Annotated in this window: 21 protein-coding genes; 10 read left to right on the top strand and 11 right to left on the bottom strand. The window is 63.9% G+C overall.

Going from position 1 to position 22,103, the window contains the following annotated elements; translation table 11 throughout:
* The first annotated feature begins 10 nt into the window (after positions 1 to 10).
* The 4 genes from TMPK1_RS06710 to TMPK1_RS06695 are packed head-to-tail and all read left to right on the top strand — an operon-like array spanning position 11 to position 6,457.
* The gene (locus TMPK1_RS06710; RefSeq protein WP_420242186.1) at positions 11 to 1,417 is read left to right on the top strand and encodes an amidohydrolase; all 1,407 of its coding nucleotides are present in this window, start codon (positions 11 to 13) and stop codon (positions 1,415 to 1,417) included.
* On the top strand, positions 1,414 to 2,691 hold the full coding sequence (locus tag TMPK1_RS06705; RefSeq protein WP_420242185.1) for an amidohydrolase family protein: 1,278 nt from the start codon (positions 1,414 to 1,416) through the stop codon (positions 2,689 to 2,691). Before TMPK1_RS06710 ends, TMPK1_RS06705 begins: the two co-directional genes overlap by 4 nt.
* Positions 2,691 to 6,041: an amidohydrolase family protein gene (locus tag TMPK1_RS06700; protein WP_420242184.1), complete on the top strand. Its 3,351-nt coding sequence runs from the start codon at positions 2,691 to 2,693 to the stop codon at positions 6,039 to 6,041. The genes TMPK1_RS06705 and TMPK1_RS06700 overlap by 1 nt, the downstream gene beginning before the upstream one ends.
* A gap of 2 nt (positions 6,042 to 6,043) precedes the next feature.
* On the top strand, positions 6,044 to 6,457 hold the full coding sequence (locus TMPK1_RS06695; RefSeq protein ID WP_420242183.1) for a hypothetical protein: 414 nt from the start codon (positions 6,044 to 6,046) through the stop codon (positions 6,455 to 6,457).
* Positions 6,458 to 6,472: 15 nt separating this feature from the next.
* Here TMPK1_RS06695 and TMPK1_RS06690 read toward each other — a convergent pair whose 3' ends face one another.
* From TMPK1_RS06690 to TMPK1_RS06680, 3 genes are all read right to left on the bottom strand, one after another.
* Entirely contained in the window at positions 6,473 to 6,715 is a 243-nt protein-coding gene (locus tag TMPK1_RS06690) for a DUF3297 family protein (RefSeq protein ID WP_420242182.1), read from the bottom strand.
* A 52-nt stretch (positions 6,716 to 6,767) separates the two neighbouring features.
* On the bottom strand, positions 6,768 to 8,852 hold the full coding sequence (locus tag TMPK1_RS06685) for a TonB-dependent receptor (RefSeq protein WP_420242181.1): 2,085 nt from the start codon (positions 8,850 to 8,852) through the stop codon (positions 6,768 to 6,770).
* A gap of 81 nt (positions 8,853 to 8,933) precedes the next feature.
* Positions 8,934 to 9,242 (bottom strand): hypothetical protein, encoded by a 309-nt coding sequence (locus TMPK1_RS06680; RefSeq protein ID WP_420242180.1) that lies wholly within the window; start codon positions 9,240 to 9,242, stop codon positions 8,934 to 8,936.
* Positions 9,243 to 9,477: 235 nt separating this feature from the next.
* Here TMPK1_RS06680 and TMPK1_RS06675 point away from each other — a divergent pair, with 235 nt between their 5' ends.
* Positions 9,478 to 10,554, top strand: a complete 1,077-nt coding sequence (locus tag TMPK1_RS06675) for a hypothetical protein (RefSeq protein ID WP_420242179.1) — start codon at positions 9,478 to 9,480, stop codon at positions 10,552 to 10,554.
* Positions 10,555 to 10,559: 5 nt separating this feature from the next.
* Here TMPK1_RS06675 and TMPK1_RS06670 read toward each other — a convergent pair whose 3' ends face one another.
* Positions 10,560 to 11,585 carry a histone deacetylase family protein gene (locus TMPK1_RS06670; protein ID WP_420242178.1) on the bottom strand — a complete coding sequence of 342 codons (1,026 nt, stop codon included), beginning with the start codon at positions 11,583 to 11,585 and terminating at the stop codon, positions 10,560 to 10,562.
* 109 nt (positions 11,586 to 11,694) lie between these two features.
* Positions 11,695 to 12,717, bottom strand: a complete 1,023-nt coding sequence (locus TMPK1_RS06665; RefSeq protein ID WP_420242177.1) for a pyridoxal-phosphate dependent enzyme — start codon at positions 12,715 to 12,717, stop codon at positions 11,695 to 11,697.
* A gap of 135 nt (positions 12,718 to 12,852) precedes the next feature.
* Between TMPK1_RS06665 and TMPK1_RS06660 the strand changes: the two genes are divergently transcribed.
* The 3 genes from TMPK1_RS06660 (at position 12,853) to TMPK1_RS06650 (ending at position 14,538) form a co-directional block, all read left to right on the top strand.
* Positions 12,853 to 13,293, top strand: a complete 441-nt coding sequence (locus tag TMPK1_RS06660; protein WP_420242176.1) for an Lrp/AsnC family transcriptional regulator — start codon at positions 12,853 to 12,855, stop codon at positions 13,291 to 13,293.
* Positions 13,294 to 13,422: 129 nt separating this feature from the next.
* The gene (locus TMPK1_RS06655) at positions 13,423 to 13,746 is read left to right on the top strand and encodes a hypothetical protein (RefSeq protein WP_420242175.1); all 324 of its coding nucleotides are present in this window, start codon (positions 13,423 to 13,425) and stop codon (positions 13,744 to 13,746) included.
* 99 nt (positions 13,747 to 13,845) lie between these two features.
* Positions 13,846 to 14,538, top strand: a complete 693-nt coding sequence (locus tag TMPK1_RS06650; protein WP_420242174.1) for a hypothetical protein — start codon at positions 13,846 to 13,848, stop codon at positions 14,536 to 14,538.
* Between the two features lie 4 nt (positions 14,539 to 14,542).
* On the opposite strand, the gene TMPK1_RS06645 is transcribed toward TMPK1_RS06650, so the two are convergent.
* On the bottom strand, positions 14,543 to 15,670 hold the full coding sequence (locus tag TMPK1_RS06645) for a CaiB/BaiF CoA transferase family protein (protein WP_420242173.1): 1,128 nt from the start codon (positions 15,668 to 15,670) through the stop codon (positions 14,543 to 14,545).
* Positions 15,670 to 16,821, bottom strand: a complete 1,152-nt coding sequence (locus tag TMPK1_RS06640) for an acyl-CoA dehydrogenase family protein (RefSeq protein ID WP_420242172.1) — start codon at positions 16,819 to 16,821, stop codon at positions 15,670 to 15,672. The genes TMPK1_RS06645 and TMPK1_RS06640 overlap by 1 nt, the downstream gene beginning before the upstream one ends.
* 70 nt (positions 16,822 to 16,891) lie before the next feature.
* Here TMPK1_RS06640 and TMPK1_RS06635 point away from each other — a divergent pair, with 70 nt between their 5' ends.
* Positions 16,892 to 17,683 (top strand): HpcH/HpaI aldolase family protein, encoded by a 792-nt coding sequence (locus tag TMPK1_RS06635; RefSeq protein ID WP_420242171.1) that lies wholly within the window; start codon positions 16,892 to 16,894, stop codon positions 17,681 to 17,683.
* Here the strand turns inward: TMPK1_RS06635 and TMPK1_RS06630 are convergent.
* The gene (locus TMPK1_RS06630) at positions 17,680 to 18,837 is read right to left on the bottom strand and encodes an acetyl-CoA C-acetyltransferase (protein ID WP_420242170.1); all 1,158 of its coding nucleotides are present in this window, start codon (positions 18,835 to 18,837) and stop codon (positions 17,680 to 17,682) included. The genes TMPK1_RS06635 and TMPK1_RS06630 overlap by 4 nt on opposite strands.
* Positions 18,834 to 19,502 carry a Fe2+-dependent dioxygenase gene (locus TMPK1_RS06625; protein ID WP_420242169.1) on the bottom strand — a complete coding sequence of 223 codons (669 nt, stop codon included), beginning with the start codon at positions 19,500 to 19,502 and terminating at the stop codon, positions 18,834 to 18,836. Before TMPK1_RS06625 ends, TMPK1_RS06630 begins: the two co-directional genes overlap by 4 nt.
* A gap of 132 nt (positions 19,503 to 19,634) precedes the next feature.
* On the opposite strand from TMPK1_RS06625, the gene TMPK1_RS06620 reads away from it, so the two are divergent.
* The gene (locus tag TMPK1_RS06620) at positions 19,635 to 19,910 is read left to right on the top strand and encodes a hypothetical protein (RefSeq protein ID WP_420242168.1); all 276 of its coding nucleotides are present in this window, start codon (positions 19,635 to 19,637) and stop codon (positions 19,908 to 19,910) included.
* A gap of 4 nt (positions 19,911 to 19,914) precedes the next feature.
* Here TMPK1_RS06620 and TMPK1_RS06615 read toward each other — a convergent pair whose 3' ends face one another.
* Together TMPK1_RS06615 and TMPK1_RS06610 are read right to left on the bottom strand one after the other, a co-directional pair.
* Complete coding sequence (locus TMPK1_RS06615; RefSeq protein ID WP_420242167.1) at positions 19,915 to 21,189, bottom strand: MFS transporter; 1,275 nt, start codon at positions 21,187 to 21,189, stop codon at positions 19,915 to 19,917.
* Positions 21,190 to 21,251: 62 nt separating this feature from the next.
* A complete protein-coding gene (locus TMPK1_RS06610; RefSeq protein ID WP_420242166.1) occupies positions 21,252 to 22,094 on the bottom strand; it encodes a 2-keto-4-pentenoate hydratase in 843 nt (280 codons plus the stop codon).
* Between the last annotated feature and the right edge of the window lie 9 nt (positions 22,095 to 22,103).

The raw sequence follows: 22,103 nt of genomic DNA, 5'->3' as shown, positions 1-22,103 counted from the left end.
ATCGGGGACCATGCTGCAACGATCGCTTTTCGCTCTGGCGCTTTTCGCTCTGGCGCTTCTCGTGTCGGCCGGTGCGGCCTTTGCCAAGGACACGCCGAACGGCGATCGGGCATCGCTGCCATTCATGCTCGACGCCTATCCCAGCACCTATCGTCCGGGACCGTCGCCGGACACGATCATCACCGGCGCGACCTTGCTCGACGGCAAAGGCGGGCGCGTCGAGCATGCGTCGCTACGCATGCGCGACGGCAAGATTGTCGCAGTCGGTTCGGATCTGCAGCTGCCTGCCGGCGCCACCGTGATCGATGCGCGCGGCCGCTTCGTCACGCCGGGAATCATCGACGTCCACTCGCATAACGGCACGTATGTGTCGCCGTTGACCTCGGCGGACGAAAAGACCGGCGACGTCAGCGAAGACAGCGATCCCAACACAGCCAATGTCTGGGTCGAGCACGGCGTGCAGCCGCACGATCCCGCGTTCGCGCGTGCGCTGGCGGCGGGCGTGACGACGCTGCAGATCCTGCCCGGATCGGGGAATCTGTTCGGCGGCCGCAGCGTCGTGCTGAAACCGGTGCCGGCGGCGACGATGCAGGCGATGAAATTTCCCGCTGCCAAGCCGGGCTTGAAGATGGCGTGCGGCGACAACCCCAAGAATGCGGGGAAATTTCCGACCAGCAGGATGGGCGGTGTTGCGGGCATGCGCGACGCCTGGGTCAAGGCCAAGGCCTACATCGCGAAATGGGAAAAATACCAGCGTGGTGGCAAAGGCGACGTGCCCGATCGCGATCTGAAACTGGACACGCTGGCGGCGGTGCTGCGCGGCGATATTCTGGTGCACATCCATTGCTACCGTTCTGCCGATCTCGCCGTGATGCTCGATCTCGCCGCCGAGTTTGGCTATCGCGTCGCTGCATTCCATCACGCCGCGGAAGCCTACAAAGTCCCGGCATTGCTGCGCGCGCGCGGCACGTGCGCCGCGGTCTGGTCGGATTGGTGGGGCTGGAAGATGGAGGTCAATGACGGCATCCGCGCCAACGCCGCGTTGCTCGAAGCAGCGGGCGCGTGCGTGATGATGCATTCGGATTCACCCTTCACCGGCCAACGTCTCAACATGGAAACGGCCAAGGCCATGGCGTCGGGGCGGCGTGCCGGCATCGAGATCGCACCTGCGCGCGCGATGCGCTGGATCACCGCCAATCCGGCCAAGGCGTTGGGGCTCGACGATCGGATCGGCACGATCGAGCCGGGCAAGAACGCTGACGTCGTGATCTGGTCGGGCGATCCGTTCAGCGTCTACACAAAAGCCGATCAGGTATTCGTTGACGGCGCGTTGCGGTTCGACCGGCTCGACCCGGCCAAACAGACACCGCCCGCTGATTTCGAACTGGGCCAACCCGCGCGCGAGGACGTGCGATGAACGCCCGACTGTTGCTGGCCGTTGTCGCGTTGCTGCTCGCCGCAGCACCCGCACTGGCGCAAACCAAGCCGGTTGCGATCGTTGGCGCGACGGCCTGGCCGCTGACCGACGGCGCCGACAAAATCGAGAATGCAACGATCGTACTGCGCGACGGGCGCATCGAATCGGTGCAAGCCAACGGGCCGGTGCCGGCCGACGCTGAGCGGATCGATGCGCGCGCCAAAGTCGTCACACCCTCGCTGATTAGCGCAGCGACGCAGCTCGGTCTGGTCGAAGTGCTTGGCGCGCAAGAGACGGTCGATCGCGCGGTGCGCAACAGTCCGCTCGGCGCCGCGTTCGACGTACAATACGCGCTCAACCCCAATTCGGTGTTGCTGCGCCACGTGCGCGCCGACGGCGTGACGCGCGCTTTGAGTTTTCCTGACGGCAGCGGCAATCCGCCTTTCGCAGGCCAAGCGGCGTTGTTGAAGCTGGGCGACGGACCCGATCTGCTCGACCGCGCCAAAGTTGCAATGTTCGTGCAGGCGGGCGGGAGCTTTGCCAAAGAGGTCGGCGGGTCGCGCAGCGCGCAATGGATCTTGCTGCGCAATGCGCTCGACGAAGCGAAGCGCTTTCGCGACATCGGCAAAAGCGGTGCAACGCGCGACCAGCTGCTCAATCACCTCGAAGCAGAGGCGCTGCAACCGGTGCTCGACGGTAAAATGCCGCTCGCGATCGTGGCGCAGCGCGAGTCCGATATCAGGCAGGCGGTGCAGCTGGGCCAGGACTATGCGTTGCGGGTGGTCGTGATCGGCGGTGCGGAAGCGTGGCGTGCGGCGAGCCTGCTGGCGGCGCGCAACGTGCCGGTGATCCTCGATCCGACCTTCAATCTGCCGCTCCATTTTGACGAAATCGGTGCGCGCATCGACAGCGCCGCGCTGTTGCACAAGGCGGGCGTGCGTATCGCATTCTATGTGCCCGGCAATACGTTGATGCTGAGCTACAACGCCGGCACTGCGATCCGCGACGCGGCCGGCATGGCCGTCGCCAACGGGCTCGCCTATGTCGAAGCGCTGTGCGCCATCACGCGCAATCCCGCCGCGATCTGGGGCCAGGCTGAACGCTACGGCACGCTGGCACCGGGCCGCGAAGCCGATCTGGTCGTCTGGGACGGCGATCCGCTGGAGCCGACGACCAACGCGGTTCGCGTTTTCGTGCAGGGCAAGGACGTTTCGCTGGCGACGCGCCAGGACGCGTTGCGTGATCGCTACCGCACGCTGCCGGATGCGCGCTGATGCGCCGTCGCACCAGCCTGTTGTGCTGCTCGTTCGTTCTGTCGCTGTTGGCCTTCGTGAGTCCGGTGCACGCGCACGAACCGGTGCAGGCACCCGATCACGCGGTATCTGAAGCCGCCCGTACGGCCGGGCAGAAACCTGCAGCAGCGCGCCCGGTCCAACTTTCCGGCAGCGGCCTGCCGCTTGAGGCGGCGCGCACGCTGGCATTCACGGTCCAGGAGGGAACGTGGCTGTCGCCGGATCTGTCGCCGGATGGCCGCCAGATCGTGTTCGAGATGCTCGGCGATCTCTACCTGGTCGATGCGCGCGGTGGGACTGCGCGTGCAATCGCGACGGGCATGGCGTTTGACTCGCAGCCTGCCTTTTCGCCGGACGGGAAGCAGATCGTATTTCTCAGCGATCGGTCGGGATCTGAAAACGTCTGGATCGCGGATGCGGACGGGCGCAATCCGCGCGCCGTGACGACGCATGGCGACGACAGTATTTTTACCTCACCAGCCTGGAGCGCTGATGCGCGCACGATCTACGTGTCGCGGTATGATCCTGCGCACGCCGCTTTTGCGTTGCAGGCAATCGAGGTCGCGACCGGCAAGACGACCGTCATCGTCCCGATTGCAGGCGAGCCTTCCTCGAGCACCGTCGGTGCTGCCGCGTCGCGCGACGGGAAATGGCTCTATTACGCGTCGCAGGTCGGACCGCATGACGGTGACCCGCCGGGCTGGGTGATACGGCGGCGCGACCTTCGCGCCGGTACAGAAGAAACGCTTGTCGAGCCGCCGCGCAGCTATCGCCCGGACCTGGTGCTCGGCACGTTCTTTCGTCCCATTCCTTCGCCCGACGGCAGCAAGCTTGTCTATGCGACGCGCTACGGCGCGCAGCTGTGGTTGCGCGTGCTTGATCTTCGCACGCGCGATGATCGCTGGCTGGTTCGTCTGACACAGCTCGATGAACTGGTTAGCGCGCCGTGGCGCGATCTGGCGCCGCACTATGCGTTTACGCCTGACAGTGCTGCGTTGGTCGTAAACGATGGCGGCAAGCTGCGGCGCGTGTCGCTGGCCGACAGCGCGACGACGGAGATCGAATTCACGGCATATGTGCAGGTGCCGCTGGGGCCGCTGAACGCGCCGGTGATCCGCGAGGAAACCGGCCCGGTGCGCGCGCGGATCATCCAGCACCCGATGGAATCGCCGGACGGCACGCAACTCACCTTTTCCGCGCTCGGACACGTGTATGTGATGCCGCTGGCGCCCGGCGGAAAACCACGAAGGCTAACCCAAGATCAAATCGGCGAATTCGAGCCGAGCTGGTCGGCGGACGGGCGCTCGATCCTGTATGTTCGTTGGTCGGCGCGTGACGGCGGCCATGTATGGCGTGTTCCGGCTGATGGAAACGGCGCGCCGGTGCGCCTGACCGACGTTGCGGCCTATTACACGAGTCCGGTTGAAACACCCGACGGAAGGTCGGTGCTCGTCCTCCGCTCGAGCAACGTCGTGCGCATGCATCGCTACATGGAATATGGCGTCGTGCGCGATGCCGAGTTGGCGATGCTACCGGCCCAGGGCGGCGCGGCACGCACCGTTGCTGCCGGCAATATGGGCGGCGTCCCGCATTTCGGGCCCGACCCGGCGCGCGTCGCGCTGTTGTTCAACAATGGGCTGAATCTGGTGTCGCTGGCCGACGGCAAGCGACAGCTGCTGCTGCAAGTGACCGGCCCCGGTTATTATTTCTCGCCCGGGCGCGCGCCGGTCCAGGATCTGCGTCTGAGTCCGGACGGGAAAACGGTGCTGGCGCAGATCGCGCAGCAGCTCCATCTGCTCGAACTGCCTGCCAAGCTGGGCACGACGATCGATCTGGCGGCGCCGGGCGTGCGCCACCGTCGGCTTACCGATGTCGGCGCCGACTTTTTGCAGTGGAGCGCCGACGGACGAACGATCGGCTGGGCAATCGGATCAAGCTGGTTTCGCCGTCCGCTTGCCGGCGTCGCGCTTCGCCGAGCCGGTGAGGCACCGGGTGCACCCGATGTCGGAACGCCGGTGCGCAGTGACGCCGACGTGCAAATTCCGCGGGCTTCCAATCCGGGCGCGCTGGTGTTGCGTGGCGCAACTGCGATTGCGGTGCCGGGCACGGCGCCGATTGCCGATGCCGACATTCTGATCGTGGATGGGCGCTTTGCAGCGGTCGGTGCGCGCGGGTCGTTTCCGGTGCCCGACGGCGCAACCATCCGCGACGTCGGCGGCAAATGGATTGTGCCGGGTTTCATCGACGATCACGACCATGTCGCTGACGTTCGCCGCGGCGTGCTGGATGTGGAAAGCTGGGGGCCGGCAGCCAATTTGTCGTATGGCATCACGACGGCGTTTGATCCGTCGACGCTGACGATCGATCTGCTGCCATACCAGGATTTGATCGATGCCGGTCTGATGATCGGCTCGCGGATTCGGTCGACCGGCGTCGCGCTGTTCTCGTTCAACGAGTTTGCAAGCAAGACGGATGTCGATCGCGTGCTGGATCGCTACCGAGACTATTATCGGCTCGACAATATCAAGCTCTATCGCACCGGTTCGCGTCGCGTGCGGCAATGGATTGCGCAAAGCGCGCGCGAACGCGGCCTGCGCGTGACCGCCGAGGGTGCGACGTCAGACAAGCTGGATCTGACGCAGGTCCAGGACGGTATTTCCGGCCTCGAACATGCGCTTCCGGCCGCACCGCTCGCGGCCGACGTCATCACCTTGTTCGCCAAAAGCGGGGTTTCGTACAATCTGACGCTGATGGTCAATGGCGGCGGCCAGGATCGTTTCATCGTCGATCGCCAGCCGAACCACGATCCGAAGCTCAACCGGTTCGCGCCGCGCTTCATCGTCGACATGAAGACGCGCAAACGCCAATGGCGTGAAGCCGAAGACGACCCGTTTCCTGCGTTTGCCGAAGGCGGCGCGCAAATCGTGCGTGCCGGCGGCGTCGTCGGCATCGGCAGTCACGGCGAAATTCCCGGCTTGGGCTTCCATTGGGAGATGCAGGCCCATGTTCGCGGCGGCTGGACGCCGGTCGAGACGTTGCGGGCCGGCACGATTGGTTCGGCCGAAGCGATCGGCCGCAGTGCCGATCTCGGCACGATTGAAAAGGGCAAGATTGCGGACCTTGTCGTGCTCGATCGCGATCCGCTGATCGACATCCGCAACGCCGAGGCGATCTCGCACGTAATGCAAGGCGGCCGGCTGTACGACGCCGCTACGTTGAACGAGGTGTGGCCGCGCCAACGCGCATTTCCTCGGCCGTGGCACTGGGACGATTACCCGCCCGGTGCGCCGAACCAACCAAGCAACGCTGATACGAACAACGGAGGGAAATGATGATGCGCGTTCTTTTGGCCACCGCAGCGCTGAGCCTGGCCTTCGCCGCACCGGTGCAGGCGCAAAGCAAATTGCCCGAACCACCGCAGAAACTGATCGAGATTTATCGCATTGCACCCGGGCAGCATGAAGCTTTCCTGCAGATGATTGCGATGTATGACGAAGCGAATCGCATCGCCGGCCTGCCGCCGCGCGAATTGTTCGTGCATCAGGACGGCGCGAGTTGGGATTTTCTGTTGATCCAGCCGGCCGAAACACCGGCCGACAAGAAAGAAGCGCTGGCCGCGGCGCTGAAGAAAGTCATGGGCGGAAAGAAGCACTTTTTCGAGTTCCGCAAATTCATCGCCGAGCATACCGATACGTTCGTCAGCGGCCCGCAGAGCGCGGCCGACTATCTGGCGCGAATGAAAGAGTGATCGGCAGCCGGGTGGTCAGGTCGCGGGCTTGAAGAACGGCTCGACCGTGCCCTTCAGCTTGACCGTCATCGGATTGCCTTTGCGATCCTTGGCGGTGCCGGCAACCAGACGGACCCAGCCCTCGCTGACGCAATATTCTTCGACGTTGGTTTTTTCGACGCCGTTGAAGATGACGCCGACGCCGCGCTCCATAATCGCTTCGTCGAAATAGGGGCTTCCAGGCGAGGCGCAGAGACGGTCGGGAGGTGTGTCGCTCATGGCGTCGTGATAGCGGCGCGGGCCAGCAATGCCAACCCGCGCCGTACCTGTCTCAGAACTTCTTGGTCACGCCGGCGAAGAAGCTGCGCCGCACGCCATATTGCGCCTGGCCGACGCCGATGCCGCTGCCGTCGCGGATCTGATAGACGCGATCGGACAGGTTCAGCACGTCGAACCGCGCCGACCAGCCATCCGCACCCCAGGCGGTGAAATCCTGGCTGATGCCGAGATTGGCGGTCAGATACGGCGTCACATGCTCGGTCGAGGCGAAGCCTTTCGCGAGGCCGGTCTGGTACAGCGCGTCGATCGCAACCGACGTGCCGGTGTCGAACGAATAGGATCCGCCCGCCGACGCGCTGTAACGCTGGTCGTGATCCAGCTTCACCCAGTTGGTGCGGATATAGGCGAGCTCGTCCGGTTCGACGCCGAACTGACTCGAAATGATGTCGCGGCCGCTGGCGCGCAGCCACGTCAGGTTGGTGTAGAGCTGCACCGGTCCGCGCCGGTACGACACCGATCCTTCGACGCCATAGACATGGCCTTCGCGGAAATTGATCGGCGTCAGGATCAGCGCCTGTCCGAACTGTCCTTCGTCCTGCAGGTTGCGCGACTTTTTGATGTAGCCGTCGACGCCGATCTGCAAACCCGGAACAAGTTCGTGGCTGATGCCGACGTCGTAATAGTCGGCGCGTTCCGATCGCACCGGATCGTTCTGCGTGACTGCGGGCGCGTTGGTCGTGCCGGCGAATTTCGCCAGGCTGCTATTGCCGACCAGCTCCAGCGCCGGCGGAATGAAGAAGCGCGAATAGCCGGCATGGACCGTCGTCTTGTCGGTCAGCTTGTACGAGACCGACAGGCGCGGCTGCAGCGCGCTTTCATTGACATAGGCGTTGACCAGGTCGAAGCGCAGACCGGCATTCACCGTCAGCCGCTCGATCGGCTTCCATTCGTCCTGCAGATAGACGCCGTAGAGATAACCGGTCTTGGCCGATTTGTCGGCGATGCTGCGCGAACGATCCGACAGCGGCGTGCCATCGCTGCCGACGTCGAACACGGCAATGTTGGCTTTGCTGATGCCACGCTCGGCTTGGGTGAACAGACCACCGCGCAGCGTGTGCTGGTCGTCGATGCGATAGGCACCGTCAAATTGAATACCGGTCGCAAAGCTGGACCGTTTCACGTCGCCGGCGACGCCCGAGAACATCAAATCGCCAACCGGGTCGGGCGTGAAGCGGACTTGGCTGTAGCGAAGAAAGGGCGCGACCTGCCAGTCGAATTTCTCGGTCGAGCTTTGCAGCGCGACGATCGCGTAGCTGTTGCTTTCGCGTTGCCGCTCATTGAGCTGCGCCGAGGCAAACTGCGTGCGGCCATTGAGCGGGAAGGCGACGTCTTGCCCCGGCGTGTTGGGAATTTCGAATCTGCTGGCCGAGCTGCCCGCAATGATGCTGACGCGCGTGTCGCTGTTGAGCACGTTCGACAGATAGACGAAGCCGCGCCCTTGTTCGGTCGCGTCGTGCAGCGCGTCGCGCCCCGGCGTCGGTGAATCGAGACCGCGATCGCTGCGCAGGTAACTGCCCGAGACGTACCAGCTCCACGTACCGGACGAGCCACCATCGTCGGCGCTGGGTTTGATCGTGCCGTTGCTGCCGCCATAGAGGCTGACCGAGCCGCCTTTGTCGCGCGCACCATCTTTGGTTTCGATCTCGATCACGCCCGCGGTGCGATAGCCGTACTGCGCCGGCAGCGCGCCGGTCAGCAATTCGATCTTGTTGGCGAAGCGGGTTTCGAACGTGTCGCCGAATCCACCGACGCCTTCGGGGATCAGAACACCGTTCAGGCGATACTGCAGATTGGCGTGATCGCCGCGAATGCGGATGCCGCCTTCGCCGTCCTGCACCACGCCCGGCGCCTGCAGCAGCAGCCGATTGAACGAGCGATCGGGACCTTGCGGCTGCAAGTCGATGGCGGTCTGGTCGAAAACATATTGGCTGGCGCCGGTGCGCGGGCTCAGCCCGTTACGCTGTTCATCGAGACGACGTGCGGTGACGACGATCTCTTCGGCTTGTTGCGCAGCCACCGGTAACGCCGTGAGTGCGAATGCACCCACCGCGACGGCGCGGAAGACAAAACGAGGCATGCTGACTCCAATCGGTCGGTGCGTTCCGCGCGCGTGTCAGCGCAAGTGCGGACGCAGAGAAATGCGAAGCGAACCCGGGAGTCAGGCGGGCGGTGCTTGCGACCGATAGGCGTGTTGGTTGATCTCGCCGGCGCGGATCTGCTCCGTCGGCGACCAGGCAGCAAAGAGGGTGAAGCTGGCCGGCGTGCGAACAACCGCTGGCGGTTCGCAGCTTGCGTCGGGCGTCGGCGCGAAGGCAGCGCAATCGGCGATGCTTTCGACCTGGTCCGGGGCAACGAAATGCTCGATGCGATGCCCGACCATCGCCAGCTGCGTCAGCAGCAGGAGAAGCAGCAGCGGGCGCGCTTGGCGGCGCATCCAATGCAGCAGGGTCGAGAAATCGCGGCTCACGGCGGCGTTATATTATCTCGCGCGCGCGCCGACAATGACCCGCCTAGCGGGCTGCAGCGGACTGCGAAACAACGTGGCGTCGCGGGTTTCGGCTGGCCCGGCGGTAACCATGTTCTTTTGTTGTAGGCGCGGTCGAACGTAGCCAGACTGCGGCCGTTTTTGGGGACCCCCGGACCGCGCGTTTCGTATGGCTGAACCAGATTTCCGACCCGTACTCGCCTCGGCTTCGTCCCGAGTGCTGAACTGCGCGCGCATCACCTACGAAATCGAACAGCGCGAAGGTCAACCGGCGCCCGAAAAGCTGCTGTTCCGGACCAAGATCTTCAACGACAGCGTGCTGATCAAGGATCGCCCGCCATTCGGGGTTCCATTCGAAGGCTCGCCGATGGTGCGCCGTCGTCGCCGTATCGTCGGCACCAAGATCTATATGCCGTACGACCGCGTGCGCCCCGCTGCTGGCGGCCGCACCGTCTTCTTCGGCACGCCGCAACTTGGCACCGCGATGAACGAGCTGCTCGATTTGAAGCAGCAGCACAATTTTGATGCACTCGAAGCTGACAACGACAAGCTCGAGATCTTGGATTCGATTCCGTCCTTCGCGCCGTTCTTGGTGCGCGAGCGTTGCCGCGCCGCCGGCATCGAAATCGATCCCGCCTATTTCGCCATCGAGACCGAGACCGAAGAGCGGCTGAACGCATTCGCGCACAAGCAGTACGGCATCGTCGCCGACGCTTTGCAGCAGGGCCGCAATACAGGCGAACGCGAACGTCAGGGCGTGATCGACGCGTTGTGGGGAATGCGCGACGCGCAGAAGCTCAACAGCCTGGCGCGCCTGTTCCGTCTGCCGACCGCGAACGCGCCGGAATCCTTCTTCGCCTGGAAGGGCGTCGTCTATCTGCAGTTCGAACGCGCCGAGAAGGCAGCGATCATCGCCGAGCTGCAGCAATGGCTCGACATTCAGCGCCGCGAAGCAATGCGCAGCCCGGTCAATCCCGCCGATCGCAAAGTGCTGAACAGCGCTGCGGGCGCGGTTTCAACCGTCGCCACCGATCTCGAAACGCGACTGCAGAAATACCGCACCGCGTTCGACAGCATGTTCGTGAAGCGCGACGACTATCGCGACTTCAGCAATTTCCTCGCCGATGCGTCCGAACATTTCCAGGCGATCGGCATTGCGGTGGCAAAGCTGAGCCATCTCTCCGAGATCTGGCAGCGCGCGACGCAGCGCCAGGCGCTACGCTTCTTGAACGACAAGGGCAAAGCCGAATTGGTGCGCACCTTGTTGAGCCAGGTCGAACCGCAGCCGGCCTAAGCCGCTTACGCAGCTGCGTCGAACGCAGCAAGAAATTGCGTCAGATTCGTCGCCAGCACGTCCGATAGATATCCGCCTTCCTGCACAAGTACGGTCGGAAGCTTGCCGCGCGCGATGGTGCGTGCGGCGTCGGCGAAACCCTGCGTCGTGACACGTAGAGCGCCAATCGGATCGTGTTCGGACGCGTCGAGTCCCAGTGCTACGACGAGCGCGTTCGGTTCGTACGCGGCGACGCGCGCCATCGCTTGCTCAATCGCGGCGACGAACGGTCCGTCGCCCAGACCGTGCTGCAAAGGCAGATTGAGGTTGAAGCCGCTGCCTGCGCCGGTCCCGGTCTCGTCCGCGTAGCCGCTATAAAACGGGAAGTAGTTCGACGTGTCGGCGTGAATCGAAATCGTCAACACGGTCGGGTCTTCGTAAAAGATGCCCTGCGTGCCGTTGCCGTGATGCACGTCAATATCGACAATCGCGATCTTGCCGCCGCGCTTGCTCTGCAGCCGACGCGCCGCGATCGCTGCATTGTTGAGATAGCAGAAGCCGCCCGCACTTTCGGCATACGCATGGTGCCCGGGTGGCCGGCACAGCGCGTAGGCGCGTCCGTCGGCGAGTGCGGCGTCGGCAGCGCTGATCGCAGCTTGTGCCGAACCGTAAATCGCAGCCCATGTGCCGGCGCGGATCGGCGTTGACGTGTCGGCCGTGTGATAGCCGACCAATCCCAGGAAACCCTCGGGCCGTCGGTGCATCTGCGGTCGCGCGAAATGGCCGGTGAAAATCTCGTCACTCTTGGTCGGCCATTCATCGCGGCGCGACCACGCGGTACGGAAAAACTCGATATGGCCTTGCGTGTGTACCGCGGCGATTGGCTCGATGCCGTGATCGCCGGCGCGTTCAACCGCGTGGCCGGCATTGCGCGCGGCGTCGAGCAGCAGGTGGTAGCGCGCAGCTTTTTCTGGATGCGGAACCGTTTCGCCGCGGCGAACATAGTTCGACGGATCGTGCAACACGGAGTCGGGTGCGTGGAGAATTCGCATCGGGCGCCTCGAAAGTCTGCCGCGATGCTGCACGACAAGTTCCAGCGAAGAAACCGCCTTCGATTGTTTCGAATTGCTCTGCGCAGAGACGCTTGTCTGGGACCTGTAATCAGCTTTTTCCGTCGGTTCCGATCAACAGCACGTTCGACGCGCCGGTCAGATCCAGCGCCGCAGCATGTTCTTTACGTTTTAGCACCGACAGCAATGCGCCCGCCGTTGCACCCGCACACAGTCCGACCGACGGGTGCGAATCTTCGGCGCGCATTCTCTCGGCGCCTTCGATCGCTTCCTCGTCGGTGATCGCGATGAATGCGTCAGCGTGATCGGCCAGGATGCGCCAGGCGAGCGTCGATGGCTCGCCGCACGCTAGCGGCACAAGCTGCGTGTCGAAAGCGCCGAACGTCACCGCGCGCGCACCACGGATCGAACTTTGCAGCAGACAATCGCTCGCGCGCGGTTCGACGACGATGATGCGCGGACGTGCACCGCCTGCCTGCGCGTAATAAGCGGCGACTGCAGCGGCCAACCCGCCGACACCGCCGGGCACGAACACATGGGTTGGGCGCAGCTGCGTTTCGACCTCGTCGAGCAGCAGCGCATACCCGGCCATGACGAAGCGCGGGATTTCTTCATAGCCGTCAAAGGCTGTATCCGAGACCAAGGTCCAGCCATTGCCGCGCGCGGCAGCGGCGGCGGTACGCACCGCATCGTCATAGGTGCCGACGACCTGCAAGATTGAGGCGCCTTCGCGCTGAATTGCTTCGCGCGACGCCGCGCTGACGCCGTCGCCGACATAGATGGTGCAGGGAAGGTCAAGCTGGCGCGCTGCCCAAGCCAGCGAGCGGCCGTAATTTCCCGCCGACGCAGTCACCACCATCGTGCCGGCGCGCCGTTCGCGCAGCAGCCGCGTCAGCGCATAGGCGGCGCCCGGCGGTTTGAAATTGCCGACGCCGAAACGCTGCGATTCTTCTTTCAGCCAGACTGCGCTGGCCGCGGGAAAGCTGTGCAGACGATGTAACGGCGTCGCTGCGTAGCCGGCCCAGCCGCGCAACGTCGCGACCGCGTCCTGCATCTCGTGACGCGTCAGTTCGAACGGGCTCGGCACGGCCGAACGTTGGTGCAGATGAAACATGCCGCCGAAGCTAGCGCGATGCCGGCGGCGTTTCTGCGCAAAGACCGGGCGCAGAACGCGTGTTTTCGGCGCCGCGCGCAGGCGCGAGACCCCAACACTGGACGCGGGACGCCAAGCTGGTCCAGCTTGGCCCCCATGGACAAGCTCGACGCAATCGACCGCAAGCTGCTCGCCGTGCTGCGAACCAATGCGCGCATCGCGATCAGCGCCTTGGCCGACCAGGTCGGCATCACGGCGCGGCTGTGCGGCGTTCGACTGAAGAAGCTCGAAGATAGCGGTGTCATCCGCGGCTACCGCACCTTGATCGACGATGTCGACGCGCGGCCGGTGACCGGCTTCGTGCGCGTCAGCCTGTCAGCCAACGGCAACCAAGAGCGTGCGCGCGTCGAAGAGTTCCTGCGCAACACGCCCGCGATTCTCGAAGTCCATCTCGTCGCCGGCGACGCCGACTACCTGCTGCGCATCGAAGCGGCCGACGCAGCAGCGCTGACCAAATTCATCGCCGACGATCTCAGCCGCATCGCGCTGAAGCCGCATTTGCAGACTTTGCTGGTGGTGCGGACGTTGAAGGATTGAGCTGCTGTTTCCGTCTCAGCTAGTTCGCTTGCATCAATCGATCGAAATTTATCAATCGTCAATGAACTCGCCCCCACATGGTGGCCGAAGAGCGCGCATATCGCTTCAATCTTTCGGGCATCGGTGGGGATGGCTGAACAACAAGAGACACGAGCGACGCTCGGTACGTCGTCGCGCATTCTGAATTGCGCGCAAGTTTCGCATGACATCGAACAACGCGAGCGGCGCAAGGCGCCCGAGCTGTTGTTGTTCAAGTCGCGCATCTTCAACGAAAGCGTGTTTATCAAAGATCGCCCGCCGGTTGGCCTCGCGTTCGAAGGCACGGTCGAAAGTCGCGAACGTCGCCGCACTGTCGCAACCAAGATCTTCATGCCCTACGACCCGGATCGCCCAGCAGCGGGCGGGCGTACAGTGTTCTACGGCACGCCGCAGCTCACCAAGGCGATGGCGTAGCTGTTCGACCTGTCGCAGAAGCAAAATTCCGATGCGCTGGCCGCCGATTTCGAACTGCTCGAAATTCTCGACTCGATCCCGTCCTTCGCGCCGTTTCTGGTGCGCGAACGGTTCCAGGCCGAAGGCGTCAAAATCGACAGCAACTATTTCGCGATGGGGGCGGACTCCGAACAGCGCCTCAACGCCTTTGCCGAGCAGCAATATGGCGCGGTTGCGGAAGCAATCTATCAAGGCCGCAACCTTTGCAGCCGTGGCCGCCAAGGCGTGATCGATGCGCTGTGGGGCGCGCAGGATATGCGCAAGCTCAATGAGCTGGCGCAGCTCTTCCAGCTTCCGGCCGACAGCGCGGCGGAATCGTTTTTCGCCTGGAAAGGCGTCGTCTATTTGCAGTTCGAAAAAGGCGAGAAGAACGGCGTTCTGGGCGAGCTGCAAAAATGGCTTGAGACCGAGCGTCGCGTCGCCGAAGCAAGTATGATGGATCCGGCCGCCAAACGCGCGTTGAACGAGCTTGTGAGCGCGTTTTCAACCATGGCGTCCGAGTTGGAAAAGCGCATGGTGCGGTACCGCACCGCGTTCGACGGCATGTTCGTGCAGCGCAACGACCATCAGGCTTTCTCGGCCTTCCTCGCCGATGCGTCGAGCTACTTCCAGTCGATCGGCATCAGCGTCGCCAAGTTGGGACATCTCAGCGACGTGTGGCAGCGCACGTTGAAACGCCGCTCGGCAAAGCTGCTCAACACCAAGGACAAGTCCGACCTGGTGCGCAACATGCTGGGGCAGATGGCGGCCTAGACCGTCAGCCGAACTCCGCGCGCAGTTTCTCGCTGTGCTCGCCAAGCGCGGGCGTTGGTCCCAAGGAAAGATCGTCGTCGCCGCGCCAACGCATGGCGGGTGCGGGCAGGGCGACCGGCCCGGTTGGCGTGTCGAACGTCACGCGGCGCAATTGCGGATGTGTCGACAGATCGGCGACCTCGTTGACCGCACCATACGCGACGTTTGCCGCGCGCAGCCGTTCGACGAATACGTCGCGCGTCAGCTTGCTCACCACCGCACTGATCTCCGCGTCCAGCGCCGGACGGTTGGTGACGCGCAGATTGTTCGAGGCAAAGCGCGCATCTTCAGCCAGCGCCGGGTGCTGCAAGGCCGTCGCGCACAGCGACCGCCATTCGCGCTCATTCTGAATTGAAATCACGGTCAGCTTGCCGTCGCCGGTCGCATAGGCACCGTAGGGCGCGATCGACGGATGGTTGAGCCCGACGCGCTTCGGCGGCTTGCCCGCATAGTCCTGGTGCAGCAGCGGCACCGTCATCCAATCGGCCATGCCGTCGAACAGGCTGACGGCAACGCCTGCTCCCAGGCCGTTTTTCTCGCGCGCATAGAGTGCCTGCAGGATCGCGGCATGCGCATTCTGTCCGCAGGCGAGATCGGCGAGCGAAACGCCGACGCGGCCGGGCGCTTCGGGCGCGCCGGTGATCGAGGCCAGCCCGGATTCGCACTGCACCAGCAGGTCGTAGGCTTTGAGATCCGCGCCCGGACCGGTTTCGCCGTAGCCGCTGATGTCGCAGGTAATCAAACGCTTGTGCCGCGCGCGCAATGCGTCGGATCCGAAGCCGGCGCGCGCAGCGGCGCCGGGTGCGAGATTCTGCACGAACACGTCAGCCTTGCTGATCATGTTGGCGAGCAGCGCGGCATCGGCCGGCTGTTTGATGTCGAGCGTGATCGATTCTTTGCCGCGATTGAGCCAGACGAAATAGGCACTCTCGCCGTGTACGACGCTGTCATAGTTGCGCGCGAAGTCGCCTTCGTCGCGTTCGATCTTGATCACGCGCGCGCCCGCATCGGCGAGCCGCGCCGTGCAATAGGGGGCCGCGACTGCCTGTTCCAGCGCGATGACCAACAGACCTTCGAGCGGCCGGTTCGTCATCAGTAGGAACGCGGCAGGCCGAGCACATGCTCGCCCAGGAAGGAGAGGATCAAGTTGGTCGAGATCGGTGCGACCTGGTACAGGCGCGCTTCGCGGAATTTGCGCTCGACGTCATATTCTTCGGCAAAGCCGAAACCGCCATGCGTCTGCACGCACATGTCGGCGGCCTGCCACGACGCGTCGGCAGCCAGCAGCTTGGCCATATTGGCTTCGGCGCCGACATTTTCGCCCGCTTCATATTTCGCGATCGCGGCTTTGACCATCAGTGCAGCCGCTTCGGTCGCGGCATAGGCGCGTGCGATCGGGAATTGCACGCCCTGATTTTGTCCGATCGGACGGCCGAAGATCTGGCGCTCTTTGGCGTAGTCCACGGCCTTGTCGATGAACCAGCGCGCGTCGCCGATACATTCCGACGCGATCAGAATCCGCTCTGCGTTCATCCCGCTCAGAATATATTTGAACCCGTCGCCTTCATTGCCGATCAGATTTTCCGCCGGCACCGGCACGTCGTCGAAGAACACTTCGGTCGTCGAGTGATTCATCATGGTGCGGATCGGGCGGATCGTCAGACCTTTGCCCGCTTCGCGCATGTCGAGCAGCAGCACCGACAGGCCGTCGGCGGGTTTCTTGCCTTCGCGCGGCGGGCGCGTGCGCGCCAGCACCAGCATCAGGTCGGAATATTCGGCACGCGACGTCCAGACTTTCTGACCGCTGACGCGCCAGACGTCGCCATCGCGGCGCGCCACAGTCTTCAATGCCGATGTGTCGGTTCCGCTGGTTGGTTCGGTGACGCCAAATGCCTGCATCCGCAGCGCGCCCGACGCAATGCCGGGCAGGTATTTCTGCTTCTGCTCTTCCGATCCGTGCCGCAGCAACGTGCCCATCATGTAGAGCTGCGCGTGGCAGGCCGCACCGTTGGCACCGCTCTTCTGGATCTCTTCGAGGATCGCGGCTGCGGCGCCGAGCCCAAGTCCGCTACCGCCATATTCTTCGGGGATCAGCACTGCGAGAAAGCCGGCTTCGGTCAGGGCCTGGACGAACGCGCTGGGATAGGCGCGGTCGCGATCCATCTCGCGCCAGTAGGTCGCGGGATATTGCGCGCACAGGCGGCGGACGGAATCGCGGATATCTGCGTGGTCGGGGACGGTCATGGGGCCACCATTGAAAGCTGGCCAAGGCCTGTCAATCTGCGACCCGACATTCCATCCATTTGAGGGCCTGATGCGAAGCAACCGCCTGCGTGCACTCCATGCCGAGCGCAAGCTGATCCTCAGCGCCTGGCTGTCGATCCCGTCCTCCTACGCGGCCGAGGTGATCGCGCATCTGGGGTTCGACGCGGTCACGATCGACCTGCAGCACGGCATGATCGGCTTCGATGCGGCGGTGCCAATGCTGCAGGCGATTTCGACCTCGAACGCGATTCCGCTGGTGCGCCCGTCGCGCAACGATCCGGCCGAGATCATGAAGCTGCTAGACGCCGGCGCGTATGGCGTCATCTGCCCGATGATTTCGACCCGCGAAGATGCCGAGCGCCTGGTATCGACTTGCCGCTATCCGCCGACCGGCACGCGCAGCTTCGGCCCGGCGCGTGGCCTGTTGTATGGCGGCATGGATTATCTCAGCGGTGCCGACAAAGAGATGCTGGTGCTGGCGATGATCGAAACCGAAGTAGCGATCGCAAATCTCGACGCAATCGTCGCGACGCCGGGGCTCGACGGCATCTTTATCGGTCCCAACGATCTCGCATTGGCGCTGGGCCGCTCGCCCAAACCCGAACATGACGATCCGTTCGTGATCGAACGCGTCGAACATATTCGCAAGACCGCGGCGGCAAAGGGGTTGATGACCGGCATCTTCTGTTCCGGTCCGGCCGGCGCGGTGCAGCGCGTACAGCAAGGCTTCGACCTGATCACGCCGGGCAACGACGTGATGTTCCTGCGCAACGTGCTGAACAGCGCCATGGCGGAAATTCGCGGCGCGAAACGTCCCGAACCGTCGTCGACTGGATACTAAAGCCGTTCAACAATCGTGACGTTGGCCTGTCCGCCGCCCTCGCACATCGTCTGCAGCCCAAAGCGTTTGTTCCGGTCGTGCAGCGCCGATAGCAGGGTGGTCATCAACTTGGTGCCCGACGCACCCAGCGGATGGCCGAGCGCAATCGCACCGCCATGCACGTTGAGCCGGTTCGGATCAGCACCGGTTGCTTTGAGCCACGCCATCGGCACGCAAGCGAAGGCCTCGTTGACTTCGAACAGATCGATCTCGCCGATCTTCATCCCGGCACGTCGCAGCGCGCGTTCGGTTGCAGCCAGCGGCACGTCCAGCATCGTCACCGGATCGCCGCCCAGCACGCTCATATGATGTACGCGCGCTAGCGGTGCGACGCCCAATCGTTTCAAGCCGCGTTCGCTCACGACCAGAACGCCTGAAGCGCCGTCGCAAATCTGACTGGCATTGCCGGCCGTGACACGGCCGCCTTCGCGCAGCAACTTCAATCCGCCGAGCGCTTCGAGGCTGGTGTCGGCGCGAATGCCTTCGTCGGTCGCGTGCGGCACGCCGTCGACCTCGACCACCAGAATCTCTTGTTTGAACTTGCCGGCGGCGGTTGCGGCTGCGGCCTTGCGATGGCTGTCGAGCGCGAACGCATCCATCGCTTCGCGCGTGAAACCGAACCGTTCGGCGATGATCTCGGCGCCGTCGAACTGGCTGAATTCGACATTGCCATAGCGCGCGTTGATCTGCGGGCTGAGATAGGCGCCCAATCCCTGCGCGCGCGGCAGCGCATGCGGCATGCCCATCGGCACGCGGCTCATGCTTTCGACGCCACCTGCAATCACCACGTCCATCGTGCCCGACATCACAGCCTGCGCCGCAAATTGCAGCGCCTGTTGCGACGAGCCGCATTGGCGATCGATCGACGTGCCCGGAATCGTTTCGGGCAGGCCCGAGGCCAGCACCGCGTTGCGCGCGACATTGGTCGATTGCTCGCCGGCCTGGCTGACGCAGCCCAGGATCACGTCGTCGACCAGCGCCGGATCGCAACCGCTGCGCGCCAGCAAATCGTTCAGCACGGCAGCGGCGAGATCGACCGGATGCTGGTCTTTGAACTTGCCGCCACGGCGGGCGCCCGCGGTGCGCGTTGCGGCAACCAGATAGGCTTCGGTCATGTTTCCGCCAGCATGCGTAGCAGGTTGGAATAGGTCTTTTGCAACGTGTCGAATTCGGCCGACTTGCCGTCGCGTTCGAACAGCGCGCGCCGTGTGCGATCGAGGTCGAACAACATTTCGCGGCCGCGCGGATCGCGCACCAGGCTTTGCACCCAGCCGACCGCAACGTCGCGCCGTCCGCGCGTGACCTCTTCGACGCGATGCAAGGTCGTTGCGGGATAGAGGACCATCGCGCCGGCCGGCAGTTTGAATTCCTGCTCGCCGCCCGCATCGTCGATCACCAGCGCGCCGCCTTCATATTGTTCGGGTGCGGACAGGAACAGCGTAAAGGCAAGGTCGGTGCGGACCGGCGGATCGCCCATCATCGCATTGTCGACATGCGCGCCGTATCCCATGCCGGTTTCCGACCGGCTGAACAGAAGCGGTGTCAGCGCGCGGGGCAGGGACGCCGACTTGAAGGTCGCGTTGTTGTCGATCGCGCCGCGCGCGATTGCAGTCGCACGCGCATGCTGCGGCGCTTTGGTCGACAGCTGCAGATTATGTTTGACCTCGCGCGCGGCCCAGCCGGCTGTGCTGCGCCCTTCGACAAAGCCGGCCTGGTCGAGAAGCCCTGTAATTTCACGAAGCGCGTCGGCGGCGAGGACCTCGCCGATACAGATGATCATGGCGCGATCTTATGGAACGGCGCGGTGCCGGGGAACTAGCCGCGGGCAGGCCGGCAAGACCGCCGCGACGGCGCTGGCGCGCCCCTTGCAGTCCTCGTCCGTCGAAAGGTGTTTGGACGGACGGAGACGACAATGGGCGCACGAAACACACGCACTGCTGCGGTTGAACCCAGGGAAGACCGCTACCTGGACGACGAACCGGCGTCGGTCGGTTTGACAATCCAGGACCGGCCGTTCTGGCTCGCGGCCTTCGTGCTGTTGGGCAAGTGCGGCGGGGAAGCGCAGACCTGCGCGCTACAGCAGGTGCGCCTGGCGCTGGCCGAAGACCGGCTGGAACGCGCCGAAGAATGGGATCGCGTGTTGCAGGCGATCCGTCAGGTCGACGAGTTGCGGCAGCTGCCGAACTAGATGGCTATTCGACCTTCGCCGCTTCGTAACGCGGCGACAGAAGGTGGATGACCAGCAACGCGACCAGATAGACCGTCCCGGCAACGATGAAGATCGGCGTGTAGCTGCCAATCGCGTCGAGCACCCAACCGGCGTACTTCGCCATCAGCATGCCGCCGATGGCACCCGCCGTACCGCCAATTCCGACCACCGATGCAACCGCGCGACGCGGAAACACGTCGGACGGCAGCGTGTAGAGATTGCACGAGAAGCCTTGATGCGCTGCAGTCGCGATGCCGACGACCAGCACCGCCATCCACAGATTGTCGATATACATCGCGAACATGATCGGCAGCACCGCAACGGCGCACACGAACATCGCCCATTTGCGCGACGCCGACAGCGACACGCCACGCTTCATCAACGACGACGACATCCAGCCGCCGAAGATGCTGCCAACGTCCGACAGAATATAGACGACCACCAGCGGCGGCCCATAGCTCTTGAGATCGAGTCCGTGCCGCTTAGCGAAAAAGTCCGGCAGCCAGAACAAGAACATCCACCAGATCGGATCGATCAGGAACTTGCCCGCAGCATAGGCCCAGGTCTCGCGCACCTTCAGTAGGCGCGTCCACGGGATCGGCGTGATTGCATCGGGCGGATCGCTTTGGATCAGTGCAAGTTCCGCCGCGGTGACGCGCGCATGTTCCTGCGGCCGGCGATACATCGCCCACCACGCCACCAGCCACACGATGGTGAACAATCCGGTGATCAGAAACGCGGCGCGCCAGCCGAGCGCGATGGTGATGACCGGGACGATCAAAGGCGTGACGATGGCGCCGACATTGGCGCCGGCATTGAAGATGCCGACCGCCAGTGCACGTTCCTTTTTCGGGAACCACTCGGCGACTGCTTTCAAGCCCGACGGAAAATTGCCTGCCTCGCCGAGACCGAGCGCGAACCGCGCTGCCATGAAGCCGCCGAGCGACGTGCAGGCCGCGTGCGCCATATGCGCGATCGTCCACACGGTGACGGCAAGCGCGTAGCCGGTGCGCGCACCGACGCGATCGACGACGCGACCGAAGCTGATATAGCCAAGCGCGTAGGCGGCCTGGAACCAAAAGATGATGTCGCCGTAGTCGATCTCGCTCCAGCCATACTCGGCTTGCAAGGTCGGCTTGAGCACGCCGATGATCTGACGATCGATATAGTTGATGGCGGTCGCTGCAAAGAGCAGCCCGCAAATGACCCAGCGAACACGGCCGACACGCACCGCCGACGCCGCGGAATCCGACTCCATCACGATCGCCCTCTCGTTCGAGCTCGCGATGAATCGCGAGCGCGCGTTCCTTCCCCTGTCCCTTACGCGGCGGCTACGCCCGCCGTCTTTCGGGCATCGACGGCGCGGCACTTGATCGTGCCGTCGCTGCCGAATTCAACACGCGCAGTTTGGCCTGCGCGAATTTCGTGGATGCCGGTTGCGGCACCCGTCGTCACCAAATCGCCGGCTTTGAGCGGGCGGTTGCGCTTGGCGCAATGGGTCAGCAGAAAGCGCAACGCAGCGACCGGGCCGCCGGGAATATTCGCGCCCGTGCCCGAGCCAACCAGCTTTTCATCGACATAGGTTTCGGCGCGCAGCGTGTTGTCGCCGCGCGCGCGCCAGGACGCGATCGACGGCCCCAACAACATGCCCGCGTTGTTGCCGAAGTCGGACGCAGTCACTGCCGGGCCGTGATCGTTGATTTCGGCAAACGGGCTACCGGCAAGTTCAATTCCGACATGCAGCGAGTCGACCAGCGCCAACGCTTCGTCGTCGCTCCATTCTTCTTTGCCTTCGGGCGCATCCTCGCCAAGGCGATAGACGAATTCCGCTTCAACCGCGGCAAAGCCACCTTTGAACAGTGGCACGTCGATCACGTCGCCGTCCGGCGCCTTGCGCAGATTGCGCGCGAAAATCGGGCCGGCGAGGCGATCGATTCCATATTGTTCGCGCAAGCCGGGGGCGATCAGTCCGACTTTCCATCCGACCAGCTTGTCGCTGACCAATGCGATCGCGTGATCCTGCACTTGATAGGCCGTCGCGAGATCAGGCGGCATCGGACCGGGATAGGCACTGAGCGAAGTCGCGTCCTGTCGTGCCCGCACGAATCGTTCGGCGATGGCCTGTGCCGTGCCGTCGCGATCCTGCGTCCATTCTTGATGCATGCCGTTACC

The organism is Roseiterribacter gracilis (genome assembly GCA_018332375.1).
Lineage (GTDB): Bacteria > Pseudomonadota > Alphaproteobacteria > BOG-932 > Roseiterribacteraceae > Roseiterribacter > Roseiterribacter gracilis.
This window is presented reverse-complemented; position numbering and strand designations above follow the sequence as displayed.